The organism is Micromonospora parva (assembly GCF_040649675.1).
In the GTDB taxonomy this organism is placed as follows: domain Bacteria; phylum Actinomycetota; class Actinomycetes; order Mycobacteriales; family Micromonosporaceae; genus Micromonospora; species Micromonospora parva.
Window position 1 is genome coordinate 333,143 of record NZ_JBEZFX010000005.1, and the last position, 16,054, is coordinate 349,196.

13 protein-coding genes are annotated in these 16,054 nt (G+C 71.9%); 6 read left to right on the top strand and 7 right to left on the bottom strand.

Annotation, left to right across the window (positions count from 1 at the left end):
* Positions 1–43: 43 nt before the first annotated feature.
* Both clpB and AB0C03_RS15360 read right to left on the bottom strand, forming a co-directional pair.
* Positions 44–2,635: an ATP-dependent chaperone ClpB gene (clpB, locus tag AB0C03_RS15355; RefSeq protein WP_210866382.1), complete on the bottom strand. Its 2,592-nt coding sequence runs from the start codon at positions 2,633–2,635 to the stop codon at positions 44–46.
* A gap of 85 nt (positions 2,636–2,720) precedes the next feature.
* Complete coding sequence (locus AB0C03_RS15360; RefSeq protein ID WP_030332102.1) at positions 2,721–3,365, bottom strand: TetR/AcrR family transcriptional regulator; 645 nt, start codon at positions 3,363–3,365, stop codon at positions 2,721–2,723.
* Between the two features lie 85 nt (positions 3,366–3,450).
* Here AB0C03_RS15360 and AB0C03_RS15365 point away from each other — a divergent pair, with 85 nt between their 5' ends.
* The 4 genes from AB0C03_RS15365 to AB0C03_RS15380 all read left to right on the top strand — a co-directional run bounded on the left by AB0C03_RS15365 (position 3,451) and on the right by AB0C03_RS15380 (position 7,068).
* Positions 3,451–4,596 carry an epoxide hydrolase family protein gene (locus AB0C03_RS15365; RefSeq protein ID WP_030332100.1) on the top strand — a complete coding sequence of 382 codons (1,146 nt, stop codon included), beginning with the start codon at positions 3,451–3,453 and terminating at the stop codon, positions 4,594–4,596.
* A gap of 137 nt (positions 4,597–4,733) precedes the next feature.
* Complete coding sequence (locus tag AB0C03_RS15370) at positions 4,734–5,234, top strand: cation:proton antiporter regulatory subunit (RefSeq protein ID WP_030332098.1); 501 nt, start codon at positions 4,734–4,736, stop codon at positions 5,232–5,234.
* Positions 5,235–5,239: 5 nt separating this feature from the next.
* Complete coding sequence (locus AB0C03_RS15375) at positions 5,240–6,454, top strand: cation:proton antiporter (protein ID WP_030332095.1); 1,215 nt, start codon at positions 5,240–5,242, stop codon at positions 6,452–6,454.
* A gap of 182 nt (positions 6,455–6,636) precedes the next feature.
* On the top strand, positions 6,637–7,068 hold the full coding sequence (locus AB0C03_RS15380; protein ID WP_030332093.1) for a hypothetical protein: 432 nt from the start codon (positions 6,637–6,639) through the stop codon (positions 7,066–7,068).
* A gap of 489 nt (positions 7,069–7,557) precedes the next feature.
* Here AB0C03_RS15380 and AB0C03_RS15385 read toward each other — a convergent pair whose 3' ends face one another.
* The 5 genes from AB0C03_RS15385 to dnaK form a co-directional block, all read right to left on the bottom strand.
* Positions 7,558–7,752 (bottom strand): hypothetical protein, encoded by a 195-nt coding sequence (locus tag AB0C03_RS15385; RefSeq protein ID WP_030332091.1) that lies wholly within the window; start codon positions 7,750–7,752, stop codon positions 7,558–7,560.
* A gap of 137 nt (positions 7,753–7,889) precedes the next feature.
* Complete coding sequence (locus AB0C03_RS15390) at positions 7,890–8,330, bottom strand: heat shock protein transcriptional repressor HspR (RefSeq protein WP_357637234.1); 441 nt, start codon at positions 8,328–8,330, stop codon at positions 7,890–7,892.
* 30 nt (positions 8,331–8,360) lie between these two features.
* Entirely contained in the window at positions 8,361–9,542 is a 1,182-nt protein-coding gene (gene dnaJ / locus AB0C03_RS15395; protein WP_030332085.1) for a molecular chaperone DnaJ, read from the bottom strand.
* An 85-nt stretch (positions 9,543–9,627) separates the two neighbouring features.
* Complete coding sequence (gene grpE, locus AB0C03_RS15400) at positions 9,628–10,386, bottom strand: nucleotide exchange factor GrpE (protein ID WP_210866380.1); 759 nt, start codon at positions 10,384–10,386, stop codon at positions 9,628–9,630.
* Between the two features lie 48 nt (positions 10,387–10,434).
* Complete coding sequence (dnaK, locus tag AB0C03_RS15405) at positions 10,435–12,294, bottom strand: molecular chaperone DnaK (protein ID WP_030332082.1); 1,860 nt, start codon at positions 12,292–12,294, stop codon at positions 10,435–10,437.
* A 220-nt stretch (positions 12,295–12,514) separates the two neighbouring features.
* Here dnaK and AB0C03_RS15410 point away from each other — a divergent pair, with 220 nt between their 5' ends.
* Both AB0C03_RS15410 and AB0C03_RS15415 read left to right on the top strand, forming a co-directional pair.
* Positions 12,515–14,335: a GTPase domain-containing protein gene (locus tag AB0C03_RS15410; RefSeq protein ID WP_030332080.1), complete on the top strand. Its 1,821-nt coding sequence runs from the start codon at positions 12,515–12,517 to the stop codon at positions 14,333–14,335.
* Positions 14,332–16,017, top strand: a complete 1,686-nt coding sequence (locus tag AB0C03_RS15415) for a GTPase (RefSeq protein ID WP_030332078.1) — start codon at positions 14,332–14,334, stop codon at positions 16,015–16,017. The genes AB0C03_RS15410 and AB0C03_RS15415 overlap by 4 nt, the downstream gene beginning before the upstream one ends.
* Positions 16,018–16,054 lie beyond the last annotated feature (37 nt).

Below are 16,054 nucleotides of genomic sequence, written 5' to 3' on the forward strand. Positions count from 1 at the left end.
AACCTGACGCAAACCTCTTGATCACGGCGTTGAGGGGTGGGGATTAGGCGGGGGTTATGGAGAGGGTTCCGGTTTCCGGGGTGCGGTCGACCTTTACCGTTTCGCCGTCGCGGATCTGGCCGGACAGGAGCGCCTTCGCCAGCTGGTCGCCGATCGCGGTCTGCACCAGGCGGCGCAGCGGACGGGCGCCGTAGATCGGGTCGTAGCCGTGCTCGGCGAGCCAGTCCCGGGCCGCATCGGTGACCTCCAGGCCCAACCTGCGGTCGGCCAACCGCCGCCGCATCCGGTCCAACTGGATGTCGACGATGGAGCGCAGGTCGTCCCCGCGCAGCGAGGCGAAGACCACGATGTCGTCCAGCCGGTTGAGGAACTCCGGCTTGAAGTGCGACCGGACCACGGCCAGCACACCCTCCCGGCGTTGCTCGTCGGCGAGGGTCAGATCGCTGATCACCGACGACCCGAGGTTGGACGTGAGGATCAGGATCGCGTTGCGGAAGTCGACAGTGCGGCCCTGGCCGTCGGTGAGCCGCCCGTCGTCGAGCACCTGGAGCAGCACGTCGAAGACGTCCGGGTGGGCCTTCTCCACCTCGTCCAGCAGCACCACCGAGTACGGCCGTCGGCGTACCGCCTCGGTGAGCTGACCACCCTCGTTGTAGCCGACGTAGCCGGGCGGCGCACCCACCAGGCGCGCGACCGAGTGCTTCTCGCCGTACTCGCTCATGTCGATGCGGACCATCGCCCGCTCGTCGTCGAAGAGGAACTCGGCGAGGGCCTTGGCCAGCTCCGTCTTGCCGACGCCGGTGGGGCCGAGGAAGAGGAAGCTGCCGGTCGGCCGATCGGGGTCGGCGATGCCGGCGCGGGCGCGGCGTACCGCGTCGGAGACCGCGCCGACCGCTTCGCCCTGGCCGACCACCCGGCCGCCCAGCGACTCCTCCATCCGCAGCAGCTTGGCCGTCTCACCCTCCAGCAGGCGGCCGGCGGGGATGCCGGTCCAGGAGGCGACCACAGCGGCGATGTCGTCCGCGCCGACCTCCTCCTTGAGCATCGCGCCGTCGGCCTGGAGCTGGGCCAGCTCCTCCTCGGCCTGCTTCAGCTCGACCTTCAGGGCGGGGATCCGGCCGTAGCGCAGCTCGGCCGCACGTTCCAACTCGCCGTCCCGCTCGGCCCGCTCGGCCTCACCACCGAGGCGCTCCAACTCCTCCTTGGCGGTGGAGAGCTTGGTGATGTGGCTCTTCTCCGTCTGCCAGCGCTCGGAGAGCACGGTGAGCTGCTCGCGCTTGTCGGCCAGCTCCTTGCGCAGTCGCTCCAGTCGCTCGGCGGAGGCGGCGTCCGGCTCCTTGGCCAGGGCCATCTCCTCGATCTCCAACCGGCGGACCGCCCGCTCGATCTCGTCCACCTCGACCGGCCGGGAGTCGATCTCCATCCGGAGCCGAGACGCGGACTCGTCGACCAGGTCGATCGCCTTGTCGGGCAGGAACCGGTCGGTGATGTAGCGGTCGGACAGGGTCGCGGCGGCGACCAGCGCGGCGTCGGTGATCCGTACGCCGTGGTGCACCTCGTAGCGCTCCTTGAGCCCGCGCAGGATGCCGATGGTGTCCTCGATGGTCGGCTCACCGACGAGCACCGGCTGGAAGCGGCGCTCCAGCGCCGGGTCCTTCTCGATGTGCTCGCGGTACTCGTCAAGCGTGGTGGCGCCGACCATCCGCAGCTCACCACGGGCCAGCATCGGCTTGAGCATGTTGCCGGCGTCCATCGAGCCCTCGCCCTTGCCGGCGCCGACGACTGTGTGCAGCTCGTCGAGGAACGTGATGACCTGCCCGTTGGAGTTCTTGATCTCCTCCAGGACGGACTTCAGCCGCTCCTCGAACTGCCCGCGGTACTGCGCGCCGGCGACCATCGCGCCGAGATCCAGCGAGATCAGCTTCTTGTCGCGCAGCGACTCGGGCACGTCGCCGGTGACGATCCGCTGGGCCAGACCCTCGACGATCGCGGTCTTGCCGACGCCGGGCTCGCCGATCAGCACCGGGTTGTTCTTGGTACGCCGGGAGAGCACCTGGATGACCCGACGGATCTCGGAGTCCCGCCCGATGACCGGGTCGATCTTGCCGTCCCGGGCGCTGGCGGTGAGGTCGACGCCGTACTTGGTCAGGGCCTGGTAGGTCTGCTCGGGGTCGGCTGTGGTGACCCGACGGTCCCCACCGCGAACGGTCGGGAAGGCGGCGACCAGAGCCTCCTCGGTGGCGCCGACGGTCTTCAGCGCGCCGGACACCGCCCCGCCCACCCGGGCCAGGCCGGCGAGCAGGTGCTCGGTGGAGGTGTACTCGTCGCCCAGCGGCCGGGCGATCTGCTCGGCGGCGCCGATGGCGTTGACGAACTCCCGAGCCAACGTCGGCTCGGCGATGCTGGAGCCGCGGGCGGCAGGCAGGTTGTCGACAGCACGCTGGGCGGCCTGGCGCAGCTCGGTCGGGTCGGCCCCGACGGCGCGCAGCAGACCGGTGGCTGTCGAACCGTCGGTGTCCAGGAGTGACAGGAGCAGGTGCCAGGGCTCCACTGTTGCGTGACCACGCTGGTTGGCCAACGCGACGGCGCCCGTGATGGTTTCCCGGCTCTTGGTGGTGAGTCTTTCGGTGTTCATGGGCTCCCCCGGATCGGCGTTGTCCACTGGATTGGACACAACCAGAGTTGAGCGTATTCCGCTCAACCTTAGCGCGTGACGCCCATCACTCCCGGCGCCGCCACCGCCAGTCGAACTCGCCGGCCGCCGGCGGCGGGCCGGGCAGCGGGTCCGCGTCCGGCACCGCCGACAGGCCGGCCAGCAGGACCGCGAGCTGCCGGCGGCGCAGTTGGCGGGTCCGCTCCGGATCGGGTACGCGCACCGCGGCGCACGCCTCCAACAGCAACCCCAGATCCTGGACGACGGCGTCGGGGCGCAGCCGCCCACTGGCGCGTGCCCGGTCGACCAGGGCGCTGGCCAGCTCACCGGCGCGCACCGCGTCCCGCCCCATCTCCTCGGTCGGGGTGAAGGTGCCGGCCAGGTGGACGGTGAGCGAGTGCACGTCAGCGTCGACGATCCGGCCCAGGAAGCCGGTGAACGCGGCCCAGTCGTCCGGCTCGGCGAGGGCGGTCTCGGCCTCTGCGACGTACCGGCGCAGCCCGTCGTGGCAGAGCTGACGCAGCAGGTCCTCCTTGCCCGCGTACCGCCGGTAGAGCGCGCTGATGCCGACGCCCGCGCGGTCGGCGACGGCGGCGATCGGGGCCTTCGGGTCGTCGAGGAAGACGGCGCGGGCGGCTTCGAGGATGACCTCGTCATTGCGGGCGGCCTGGGCGCGGCGACCGCCCAGCGTCTTGCCGGAAGTCGATGACATGTCGTCAGCCTAACAGTGGAACGGATCGTTCCGCTCTGCTACTGTGATTGCAGAACGAAACATTCCGTTCCGAAGGAGTTCCGGCATGAGCGACACCGCGATCCGCCCGTTCCGCGTCGAGATCCCGCAGACCGCCCTCGACGACCTGGCCGCCCGGCTGGGCCGCACCACCTGGCCCGCCGACCTGCCCGGCGCGGGCGACTCCTACGGGATGGGCACCGAGCGGGTCCGCGCCCTCGTCGACAGGTGGCGGGGTGAGTTCGACTGGCGCGCCGTCGAGGCCCGCCTGAACGCCCACCCCCAGTTCGTCACCGAGATCGACGGCGAGCAGATCCACTTCCTGCACGTCCGCTCGTCCCGGCCGGACGCCACCGCGCTGGTGCTCACCCACGGCTGGCCCGGATCGGTGCTGGAATACCTCGACGTGATCGCCCCGCTCACCGAGCCCACCGACCCGGACGCGCCGGCCTTCCACGTGGTCATCCCGTCGCTGCCCGGCTTCGGCTTCTCCGGCCCGACCCGCAACGCCGGCTGGAACCGGTTCCGCATCGCCCGCGCCTGGGCCGAGCTGATGAACCGCCTGGGGTACGACAGCTACGGCGCGGTCGGCAACGACGCCGGCTCGATGATCGCGCCGGAGCTGGGCCGGATCGATCCGGAGCGGGTGCTCGGCGTCCACGTCACCCAGCTCTTCTCGTTCCCCTCCGGCGACCCGGCCGAGTTCGCCGGGCTCTCCGAGGCGGACCAGGCGGCGCTCGGGCACCTCCAGTGGTTCTACGAGAACAAGTTCTCCTTCAACCAGGTGCACAGTCAGCAGCCGCAGACCCTGGCGTTCGGGCTGGCCGACTCACCGGTGGGGCTGCTCGCCTGGAACGCCCAACTCTTCGACGAGAGCCTGGACGCCGACTTCATCCTGGCCAACGTCGCGCTCTACTGGTTCACCGGGACCGCCGCCTCGGCGATCCGGCTCTACTGGGAGGACGCGCACGCCGGCGAGCCGCCGGCCGGGCCGACCACCGCTCCGACCGCGCTGGCCATGTTCCCCGGCGACTTCCAGTCCATCCGCCGCTTCGCCGAACGGGACCACGCGAACATCGTCCGGTGGACGGCGTACGCGACCGACGTCGCCGGTCGGGGCGACGTCGGCGGCCACTACGCAGCCCACCAGGCCACCGAGGTGCTGGTCACCGACATCAGCGAGTTCTTCGCCAGCCTCCGCCGACCGAATTGATCGACTCGGTTCGCTGAGGGTCGGGGTGTCCGGGCTGTCCGGACACCCCGACATCGTGAAGGCCGAGTCGATCACCCACGGTTGGGCCTGCTCCCTCCAAGATCTGTCTTCTGTTCACGAAGCGGTAGCCTGGGTGAGTGCGAGTACGTGTCGAGCAGACCGCCTTACCCGGGATCGGGGTACGTCACGATCTGGTGACGGAGTCCGGACGCCGCCTGGGCGTTGTCTCCCACCGCAATGGCCGCCGTGATCTCGTCCTCTACGACCCCGACGACCCCGACGCCTGTCAGTCGGACATTCCGCTGACCGACGACGAGGCCGAGGCACTGGCCGACATTCTCGGTGCGTCGCTGATGCTCGGTCAGCTCTCCGGGCTCCGCGAGCAGGCCGCCGGTCTGCTCACCGAGCAGATCGCCATCACGGCCGGGTCGCCGTACGTCAACCGGAAGCTCGGCGACACCAAGGCGCGTACCCGCACCAGCGCCTCCATCGTGGCAGTGCTGCGCGAAGGCGAAGTGATCGTTTCGCCACTCCCCTCCTTCCGCTTCGCGGCCGGCGACGTGGTGGTCGTTGTCGGGACCCGCAGGGGTCTCGACGGCGTGTCCGCCATCCTCGCCGACAGTGACCCGGACGGCTGAGGCGGATGCACGATTTCACCACGCTGCTCATCGAAGTCGGTGCGCTGCTGCTGCTGCTTGGGCTCCTCAGCCGGCTCAGCCGGCGCTTCGGCCTCTCTCCCATCCCCCTCTACCTGCTCGCCGGGCTGGCGTTCGGGCACGGCGGGCTGCTGCCGCTGGACGCCAGCGAGGAGTTCTTCGCCGTCGGCGCCGAGATCGGCGTCATCCTGCTGCTGGTGATGCTCGGCCTGGAATACTCGGCCAACGAACTCGTCGGCAACCTGCGCTCGGCAGCGCCGGCAGGGCTGATCGACGGCGTCCTCAACGCGCTGCCCGGCGCGGGGTTCGCCCTGCTGCTCGGCTGGGACTGGGTCGCCGCCCTGGTACTCGGCGGCATCACCTGGGTCTCCTCCTCCGGCGTGATCGCGAAGGTCCTCGCCGACCTGGGCCGGCTCGGTAACCGGGAAACCCCGGTGATCCTCTCGGTCCTCGTCATCGAGGACCTGGCGATGGCTCTCTACCTGCCGCTCGTCACCGCCGTCCTGGCCGGCACCGGCCTGCTCGGCGGCGGGATCGCGCTCACCGTCGCGGTGGGCACCGTACTGCTCGTGCTGGTCCTCGCCATCCGCTACGGCCACCTCATCTCCGCCGCCCTGTCGGCGAAGGACCCGGAGGCGCTGCTTCTGGGCGTACTCGGTCTGACCCTGCTGATCGCCGGCATCGCCGCGTCGCTCCAGGTGTCGGCGGCGGTCGGCGCGTTCCTGGTCGGCATCGCCCTCTCCGGCCCGGTGGCGCACCACGCCACCGAGCTGCTCTCACCCCTGCGGGACCTGTTCGCCGCGGTGTTCTTCGTCTTCTTCGGCCTGACCACCGACCCGCAGGACATCCCGCCGGTCCTGCTGCCGGCACTCGCCCTGGCCGTGGTCACCATGGGGACGAAGACGCTCACCGGTTACCTCGCCGCCCGCCGTGTCGGCATCGCGGAACCCGGTCGATGGCGGACCGGCCTGGCACTCGTACCCCGAGGCGAGTTCTCCATCGTCATCGCCGGGCTCGCGGTGGCTGCCGGGAGCGTCGAGCCACGGTTGGCGGCGCTGGCCGCGACGTACGTCCTGATCACCGTGGTGACCGGACCGATTCTGGCCCGACTGCCTGACTTCCCGTGGTTCAAGCGGTGGTTGCGCACTCGGGCGGCGGCCCAGCGGCGGGAGTCGACACCGGTCCCCGACCCACTGCATTGAGCACCACCTGAACCCGCGGGACGGCCACCGGGAGGGGCGTAATGCCCCTCCCGCCAACGGTTGCGGAATTGCTCCTCATGGGGGCTACCGCAGCAAAGCGTGGGCGGGTTACCGTTTCGCCGCAGCAGCCAGGGTCCGCAGGCAGCGTTGCCAAAACGCGGGCGAGAGCGGAAGGTTGGCCGGTGAGCGTGCAGGAATCGACGTTCCACGGCTTCGCCAACCCCGTCGATCCGACTCCGGCGGAGTTGCGAGCTTGGGCGTACAAGCCCGATTCGGTGCCGTTGGCCTCGATGCCACCCGACTGGGACCTGCTGGTCTCCGGCGACCGACTGGTGTTGACGCTCTTCGAGTTAGCGATGGATCCGACCTGCCCGGCCCGGCGTTTCGCGCTGCACTGCCTGTACATCTACGCGGCCGACGGCATCCGGACGAATTTCCGCGCCCACCCGAAGCGCCGCTTCCGCAAGCTCGTCGAACAGGCCGAGCGGGACGGCGACGAGCTGATGAAGATCTGGGCGCACAACGGCCGGGTGCTGTTGGCCCGACCGGATCTCTTCGTCTACCGGGACTGGTGCGAGGGCGGCCTGGTCCGCGAAAACCGCCGCCTCGGTTGAGAACGGGCTGATCGCCAGCGGTCTGCGCAGCGGGGTGTTGGTTCCTGCGCCGCTGTGGAGCTGATGTCGCAAACGATTCACCGGTTGGGGTCCCTGACGTGACAGGTGCGGACCACAGCGTGATGTCGTAAACGATTCAGCTCCAAAGGCTCGGTATAGGACCCCCGCCGCTGCGCCCCCGCGTCCCGGCCCGCACCCGGCGACGAACGGGCCGCGCCCCCCGCGCGGAACCCCCGCGTCCCGGCCCGCACCCAACCGGCGAACGGGCCGCGACCCCCGCGCGCGGAAGCCCCGCGTCCCGGCCCGCACCCGGCGACGACGAACGGGCCGGGACCCCCGCGCGCGGAAGCCCCGCGTCCCGGCCCGCACCCGGCGACGGCGAACGGGCCGGGACCCCCGCGCGCGGAAGCCCCGCGTCCCGGCCCGCACCCGGCGACGGCGAACGGGCCGGGACCCCCCGTGGGTCCCGGCCCGCACGTCGGTCACCGGTCAGTCCTGCTTGCGTTCCGTCTCGGCTCGGCCCGGTTCGCCGCCGCGCTCGCCGTCTTCGGCGAACCGGCCCGCGATGATCCGGTCCCGGTAGGTCCCCTCGGTGACCTTGTCGAACTTCTCGCGGACGGTCTCGGCCAGTTTCTCCAACCGGTCCTCCGTCTGCTGGGCCATCTTCTTCGCCGGCTCCGCCATCGCTCCCCCTCGCCATGCCGGTGGGTCCGATTTAAGCCGATTGAACCCTTATCGACAGGCTAACCGAAGCGGCCCGGACCGCGCCGGGAAATCCAGCGCGGTCCGGGCCGGGCAGACAGCTCCGGGTGAGCGGCAGGTCAGCGATCGGGCGTGCGGCGAGGGCGCCACACCACCAGGGCGGTGGAGGTGCGGTTGGTCGGCACCAGATCCCGGCCCGGGAAGCGGGCCAGCGACTCCAGTTCGGCCACCCGGCGATACGCGGCGTCCAGCTCCGCCTCCAGCCGGGCCACCCGCTGCTGCGCCTGCTCCAGCAGCCGCTCCAGCCCGATGATCCGCTTGACGCCGGCCAGGTTGATCCCGTCGTCCTGGCTGAGCCGCTGCACCTCGCGCAGCAGCACCACGTCGCGGACGCTGTAACGACGCCCGCCACCGGCCGCTCGACCGGGCTGCACCAGCCCGAGTCGGTCGTACTGGCGCAGCGTCTGCGGGTGCATCCCCGCCATCCGCGCCGCCACCGAGATCATCAGCACCTTGGCGTCGTAGGCAGGGTCGCCCGAACCGAGGAACTCGCCCGACATCCCGCTCACCTCCGCGTCCCCTCCACCGGACTAACTGACTCGACGCACCCGTGCGTCGAGATGTTCCCGGGCCGCCGGCGGAGTCTGCTCGGCGAACGACTCCAGCGCCGTGCGCGCCTCGTCGGACAACCGGGCCGGCACCACCACGTCCAACGTCACCAGCAGGTCACCAGCCTGCCCATCACGGCGGACCACACCCTTGCCCCGGGCCCGCAGCACCCGCCCGCTCGGCGTCCCCGGCGGAACCCGCAGGGTCACCGCGCCGTCGAGCGTGGGCACCCGCAGGTCCGTGCCGAGCACGGCCTCCGCGAAGGTCACCGGAACGGTCAGCGTCAGGTCGTCTCCGGTACGCCCGAACAACTCGTCCGGCCGAACCTTGACGTGCACGAAGAGGTCACCGGCCGGACCGCCGCGCTCGCCCGGCTCGCCGCGCCCGGCCAGCCGGATGCGTTGACCGTCGGCCACACCGGCCGGGAAGCGCACGTTCATGGTGCGGGTCTTGGTGACACCGCCGCTGCCGTGGCACTCCGGGCACTTCTCCTCGACCACGGTGCCGACGCCCTGGCAGTTGCGGCACGGCTCGGAGAAGCTGAACGACCCCTGGTTGCGGGTGGTCACCCCGGCACCGTGGCAGACCGGGCAGGTCTGCGGCTGGGTGCCGGGCTTGGCCCCGTTGCCGTGGCAGGTGTCGCAGACCCCCGGCGCGCGCAGCGTCAGGGGCAGCGTCACCCCGCGCACCGCGTCGCCGAAGTCCAGCGCCACCTCGGTCTCCACGTCCCGGCCACGGGCCGGACCGCGGGGCGCGGCCTGCCCACCGGCCTGACCGCCGCTGAAGATCGAGCTGAACAGGTCCTGGAAGCCGGCGCCTCCGAAGCGGCGATCGCCGCCTCCGCCGCCACCGAACATGTCGGAGACGTCGAACGGCATGCCACCCGGCTGGCCACCACCCCGGGCGTTGCGCCGGAACGCGCCCGAGCCGAAGAGCGAGCGCATCTCGTCGTACTCGCGGCGGCGGCCGCTGTCCGACAGCACGTTGTACGCCTCGGACGCGGCCTTGAACCGCTCCTCGGCCTTCGGGTCGCCCGGGTTGTGGTCCGGGTGCGACTCCCGGGCCACCTTGCGGTACGCCTTCTTGATGTCATCCGCGGAGGCGGCCTTGTCCACGCCGAGCACGGCGTAGAAGTCCTTCTCGATCCAGTCCTTCGAACTCACCGGTCCACCTCCTTCCGACCCTGGTGGCCCGGCCGTCCCGCCCACCGCTGCGCGGTGGGCGGGACGGCCTGGTCACTGGCTGGCACTATTCCGGATCCGCGACCGCTACCAGCGCGGGGCGCAGCAGCCGCTCACCGAGCTGGTAGCCGCGTCGCATGACCTGCACGCAGGTCGGCTCGCTGACGTCGGCCGAGGTCTGGTGCGCGACCGCCTCGTGCCGGGTCGGGTCGAACGGGTCGCCCTGCTCGCCGAAGGCGTTCAGGCCGAACTTGCCCAGCGCGGTGGTGAGCTGTTCCGCCACCGTGCCGAACGGCCCGACCAGGTCGCCGTGTTCCCGGGCCCGGTCCAGGTCGTCCAGGATCGGCAGCAGCGCCGCCAGCACCGAGCCGGTCGCCTGCTCCTGCACGAGGCTGCGGTCACGGTCGACCCGCTTGCGGTAGTTGGCGTACTCCGCCGACACCCGCTGCAGGTCCCTGGTCCGCTCGTCGAGCTCGGCCCGGAGCGCCTCCAGCTCGGCACCGAGCGAGGTGCCCGTGCCGCCGCCGTCCACCGGCTGCGCCGGGGCGTCCACCACCGGCGGGCCGGACGGTTCCGGCCCGTCGGTGGCGTTGACCTCGACCTCGATCTCGTCGACCACGACCTCGGCGTCCTCGACCAGGCCCTCGGCCGGCACGCCGGCCTCGGCGTCGGCGGCGGTGCCCTCCGGCTCGGCGGTGTCGACGAGCTTGCGGTTGTTACGGATGACGACCCGCTCCCCGTCGCCGGTGGTCTGCTCCGTGGGCGCGGAGCCACCCGGCGTCGACCCGGTCTCGCCCGGGTCGGCGGCTCGTGGCTTCTGCGTCATGCGGCTACCTCATCCCCTTCGCGGTGGACACGTGTCGGAGGCCGACGGTCACTTCTTGCCGTCCTCGTCCACGATTTCCGCGTCGACCACGTCGTCGGCGCCGCCGGCCTGTGCGCCGGTCGCGCCGGTCGCACCCGGGCCGGGCTCGCCACCCGGCTGCTGACCCTGCTCGGCCTGCTGCGAGTAGAGCAGCGAGCCGGCCTGCTGGGAGACCTGCGCCAGCTTCTCGTGCGCGGACTTGATCTTCTCGACATCCTGCCCGCCGAGGGCGCCGCGCAGCTCGCCGAGCGCCTCGTTGAGCTGCTCGCGGTTCTCGCTGGGCAGCTTGTCGCCGCTCTCGGCGAGGAACTTCTCGGTCTGCCACTGCAGTGCCTCGGCCACGTTGCGGGTCTCGGCGTCGTCGCGGCGGCGCTTGTCCTCCTCCGCGTGCTCCTCGGCGTCCCGGCGCATCCGCTCGATGTCGTCCTTCGGCAGCGACGAGCCGCCGGTGATCGTCATCTTCTGTTCCTTGCCGGTGCCCAGGTCCTTGGCGTGCACGTTGACGATGCCGTTGGCGTCGATGTCGAAGGCGACCTCGATCTGCGGCACGCCGCGCGGCGCCGGCGGGAGGCCGGTCAGCTCGAAGGTGCCGAGCTTCTTGTTGTAGGCCGCGATCTCCCGCTCGCCCTGGAACACCTGGATCAGCACCGACGGCTGGTTGTCGTCAGCCGTGGTGAAGACCTCGGAGCGCTTGGTCGGGATGGTGGTGTTGCGCTCGATCAGCTTGGTGAAGATGCCGCCCTTGGTCTCGATGCCCAGGCTCAGCGGGGTCACGTCGAGCAGCAGGACGTCCTTGACCTCACCCTTGAGCACACCGGCCTGGAGGGCGGCGCCGACGGCGACGACCTCGTCCGGGTTGACGCCCTTGTTGGGGTCGCGGCCGGTGAGCTGCTTGACCAGGTCGGTCACGGCGGGCATCCGGGTCGAACCGCCGACCAGGATGACGTGCTCGACGTCGGAGATCTTGATCCCGGCGTCCTTCACGGCCTGCTCGAACGGGCCCTTGCAACGGTCCAGCAGGTCCTGCGTCATCCGCTGGAACTCGGCGCGGCTGAGCGTCACGTCCAGGTGCAGCGGGCCGGCCGCGCCAGCGGTGATGTACGGCAGGTTGATGTTGGTGGTGGTGGCGGCGGACAGCTCGATCTTGGCCTTCTCGGCGGCCTCACGGAGCCGCTGGAGGGCCATCTTGTCCTGGCCGAGGTCGATGCCGTGCTCACCACGGAACGTCTTGACCAGGTGGTCGATGATCCGCTGGTCCCAGTCGTCACCGCCGAGGTGGTTGTCACCGCTGGTCGACTTGACCTCGATGACGCCCTCGGCCAGCTCCAGCAGCGACACGTCGAAGGTGCCGCCGCCGAGGTCGAAGACCAGGACGGTCTGCTCCTTGGAGCCCTTGTCCAGCCCGTACGCCAGGGCGGCCGCGGTCGGCTCGTTGACGATCCGCAGCACGTTGAAGCCGGCGATCTCACCGGCCTCCTTGGTGGCCTGCCGCTGGCTGTCGTTGAAGTAGGCCGGAACGGTGATCACCGCGTCGGTGATCTGCTCACCCAGGTACGCCTCGGCGTCCCGCTTGAGCTTCATCAGCGTCCGGGCGGAGATCTCCTGCGGGGTGTACTTCTTGCCGTCGATGTCGACGGACCAGTTCGTGCCGACCTCGCGCTTGACCGACCGGATCGTCCGGTCCGGGTTGGTCACCGCCTGGCGCTTGGCGACCTCACCGACGAGCACCTCGCCGTTGCGGGCGAACGCGACGATCGACGGAGTCGTCCGCGACCCCTCAGCGTTGGCGATGACGGTGGGTTCACCGCCCTCGAGAACGCTGACGCAGGAGTTCGTCGTGCCGAGGTCGATACCGACCGCACGTGCCATGTTCGCTTCCTCGCTTCGTAAGGTTGTGCAGGTGACGGGCGTCGCCCGTGGGCTGCTGGCGAGCACCGCCCGCAGCGGGCCCCACCACAAGTTGAGTGAACTTGACTCAATAGTGCCACGCGTTGGCCAATCGTCAAGTCGACTTGAGTCAACCCGACGCAACCCAGCCGTTATTACCGTCCGGTTGTCTTCCCTTGCATCGGTCGGGCACGCTTTAGCGGTGACGACGCACGGCGATCCCGCCACCCGTTCCGGTGCGCCCGCCGTCGCAGCCCGCACCGACCCGCCGGACGCCGCGGAGGAGCCGCCCGCCACCACCGGGGACGACAGCCTCCCCGGCGCACTGTCGGGCCTCCGGGAGGCGATCGGCGCGACCCGGTATCCCCTCGCGCTGCCCTCTGCCAGCTCCGCCCGGCACACCGCGACCGCCCTCACCGACCAGCTCGACGACTACCTGCTGCCCCGGCTCGCCCGGTTGGACGCCCCCCTTCTCGTGGTGGTCGGCGGCTCCACCGGCGCGGGCAAGTCGACGCTGGTCAACAGCCTGGTCAAGGCCCGGGTCAGCGCGGCCGGCGTGCTCCGGCCGACCACCCGCTCCCCGGTGCTGGTCTGCAACCCGTCCGACGCGGCGTGGTTCCGGCAGGGTGACCTCCTGCCCGGGCTGACCCGCACCACCGAGCCGAGCGACGATCCGCGCGCCCTGCACCTCGTCACCGCCCCGGCCCTGCCCGCCGGGCTGGCCTTCCTCGACGCGCCCGACATCGACTCGGTCGTCGACGCCAACCGGGCGCTCGCCACCCAACTGCTGGCCGCCGCCGACCTGTGGCTCTTCGTCACCACCGCCGCCCGGTACGCCGACGCGGTGCCGTGGGAGCTGCTGCGCAGCGCCCGGGCGCGCGGCGCGGTGATCGCCATGGTGCTGGACCGGGTGCCCGCTGAGGCCACCGACGAGATCGCCGCACACCTGACCGAGATGCTCGCCGAGCAGGACCTCGACCGGGCGCCGCTGTTCGTGTTGCCGGAGACCTGGGTTGACGGTCAGGGGCTGCTGCCCGAGGGGGTGACAGCGCCGCTGGCCGACTGGTTCGCCCGGCTGGCCGCCGACGCTGACGCGCGGGCCGCGGTGGTCCGCCAGACCCTCGACGGGGCGCTGGCCGCGCTGCATCCCACAGTGGAGGACCTGGCCGACGCCGCCGACGAGCAGCTCGCCGCCGCCGATGGGCTGGACGAACGGGTCCGGGCCGCGTACCGGGGTGCCGAGCGCACCGTCGAGCAGGGGCTTCAGGACGGCCGGCTGCTGCGCGGCGAGGTGCTCGCCCGCTGGCAGGAGTTCGTCGGGACCGGCGAGCTGTTCCGCACGCTGGAGGCACGGATCGGCCGCCTCCGGGACCGGGTCGTGGCCGCCGTCACCGGTCGCCCGGCACCCGCCGTCGAGCTGCGCAACGCCATCGAGTCCCAGCTGGTGACGCTGCTGCGCGGGGTGGCCTCCGAGGCCGCCGAGTCCGCGTACACCGGGTGGAAGGCACACCCGGCCGGCGCCGGGCTGCTCGACCCGGCGCTCGCCCACCCGAGCGACGACCTGCCCGAACGTGCCGAACGGATGGTCCGGGACTGGCAGCGCGGGGTGCTGGAGCTGGTCCGGGTCGAGGGCGGTGACAAGCGGTTCGTGGCCCGCACCGCCGCGTACGCGGTGAACGCCACCGGGCTGGCCGTGATGATCGCCGTCTTCGCCTCCACCGCGTTCATCCCGACCGGGCTGGAGTTGGCCACCGGGGCCGGCACCACTGTCGCCGCGCAGGCCGTCCTCCAGGCGATCTTCGGCGACCAGGCGGTGCGTACCCTCGCCGCCAAGGCCCGCACCGACCTGCTGGCCCGGGTGCGGACGCTGCTGGACGCGGAGGCCGACCGCTTCCTGAGCCGCACCGCCGAGGCCCGCCCGGCCGCGGACGCCGGCGACGGGCTGCGCCGGGCCGCCGGCCGGGTCGAGCTGGCCCGGCACCGCAGTGGCCTGTCGGCCGGCGACGAGGAGGGTTCCCGGTGAGCAACATCGCCGGCCGGGTACGCGAGGTGTTCCGCGGGGACCAGCGGGTCGACGCCGACGCGCTGATCGCCCGACTGGACGCGGTACGCCGGTTCCTGACCGCCGTGGACGGTCTGCTGCCGGACGGCGACCTGGTGCCCGCGCACACACTGGTCGAGCGGGCCGGCACCCGGCTCGCGCTGTCCCGGGACCACACCGTTGTCGCCCTCGCCGGTGCCACTGGCAGCGGCAAGTCCAGCCTCTTCAACGCGTTGGCGCGGCTGGAACTCTCGCCGGTCGGGGTCCGCCGGCCGACCACCGGCGTCACCCACGCCTGCGTGTGGGGGCCGTTGGAGGGCGCCAACCATCTGCTCGACTGGATCGGCGTACTGCCCCGGCACCGCTTCGTCCGGGAGAGCGCTCTGGACGCCGACGACGAGACGGCCCTGCACGGGCTGATCCTGCTCGACCTGCCCGACTTCGACTCGGTGCAGCGATCGCACCGACTTGAGGTGGACCGGCTCCTCGGCCTCGTCGACCAGGTGGTCTGGGTGGTCGACCCGCAGAAGTACGCCGACCGGGTCATCCACGACAGCTACCTGCGCGAGTTCCACCGGCACCGCGACGTCACGGTGGTCGTGCTGAACCAGGCCGACCGGCTGTCCCCGGCCGAGGTGCCGCGGGTCCTGGACGACCTGCGCCGGCTGCTCGACACGGACGGGCTGACCGGGGTTCCCCTGCTGGCCACCACCGCCGTCGATCCGGCCGGGATGGTCGGGCTGCGCGCCACCATGGAGCGCACGGTGGCCGAACGGCAGGCCGCGTTGCGCCGCCTCGCCGGTGACGTGGACACGGTCGTCGCCGGCCTGGACCAACTTGTCGGTTCGGCCCGGCCGGCGGGTGGGCCGGACGACACCGCCGTCAACGGGCTGAACCGGGCGTTGGCCGGGGCGGCCGGGGTGCCCGCGGTGACCGAGGCCGTGGAGCGGGCGTACCGGCACCGGGCCGGCGCGGCCACCGGCTGGCCCGTGGTCCGGGGCTGGCGGCGGCTGCGACCCGACCCGCTGCGCCGACTGCACCTGCCGGGCCCGCCCGGCGACCAGAGCGACCCGGCGGAAAGCCTGGTCGCGGCCACCTCGGTACCGGACCCGACGGCCGCCCAACGCTCGGCGCTCGGCCTCGCCATCCGCGCGGTGGCCGACCGGGCCGCCGCCGACCTGCCCGCCGCCTGGCCCGGCGCGGTGACGTCCGCCGCCCGGTCCCGCCTCGGCGACCTGCCGGACGCCCTGGACCGCACGATCGCCGGCACCGACCTCGGCCTCGACCGTCGACCGGTGTGGTGGCGTGCCGTCGGCGGTGTGCAGTGGTTGGTCACCCTCGCCGCCGTGGTCGGGTTGGGCTGGTTGGTGCTCGGCTACGCGCTGCGGGTTCTCGGCCTGCCCGCGCTGGACAACCCGATGGTCGGCGCGGTGCCGCTGCCGACAGCGCTGCTGCTCGGTGGCCTGCTGGCCGGGCTGCTGGTGGCGGTGCTGACCCGACCGGTGGTGCGGTGGGCCGCCCGACGCGCCCGGGCCCGCGCCGAACAGCGGCTGACGGCGCGGGTGGCCCAGGTGGGCGACGAGTACGTGCTGACCCCGGTACGGATCGTGCTCGGCTCGTACGCGCAGGCCCGCGACGCGCTGCGGGACGCCGCACGCGGCTGACGCTCCGCACGGCCCGCTACCGCTCTCCGTACGCCCA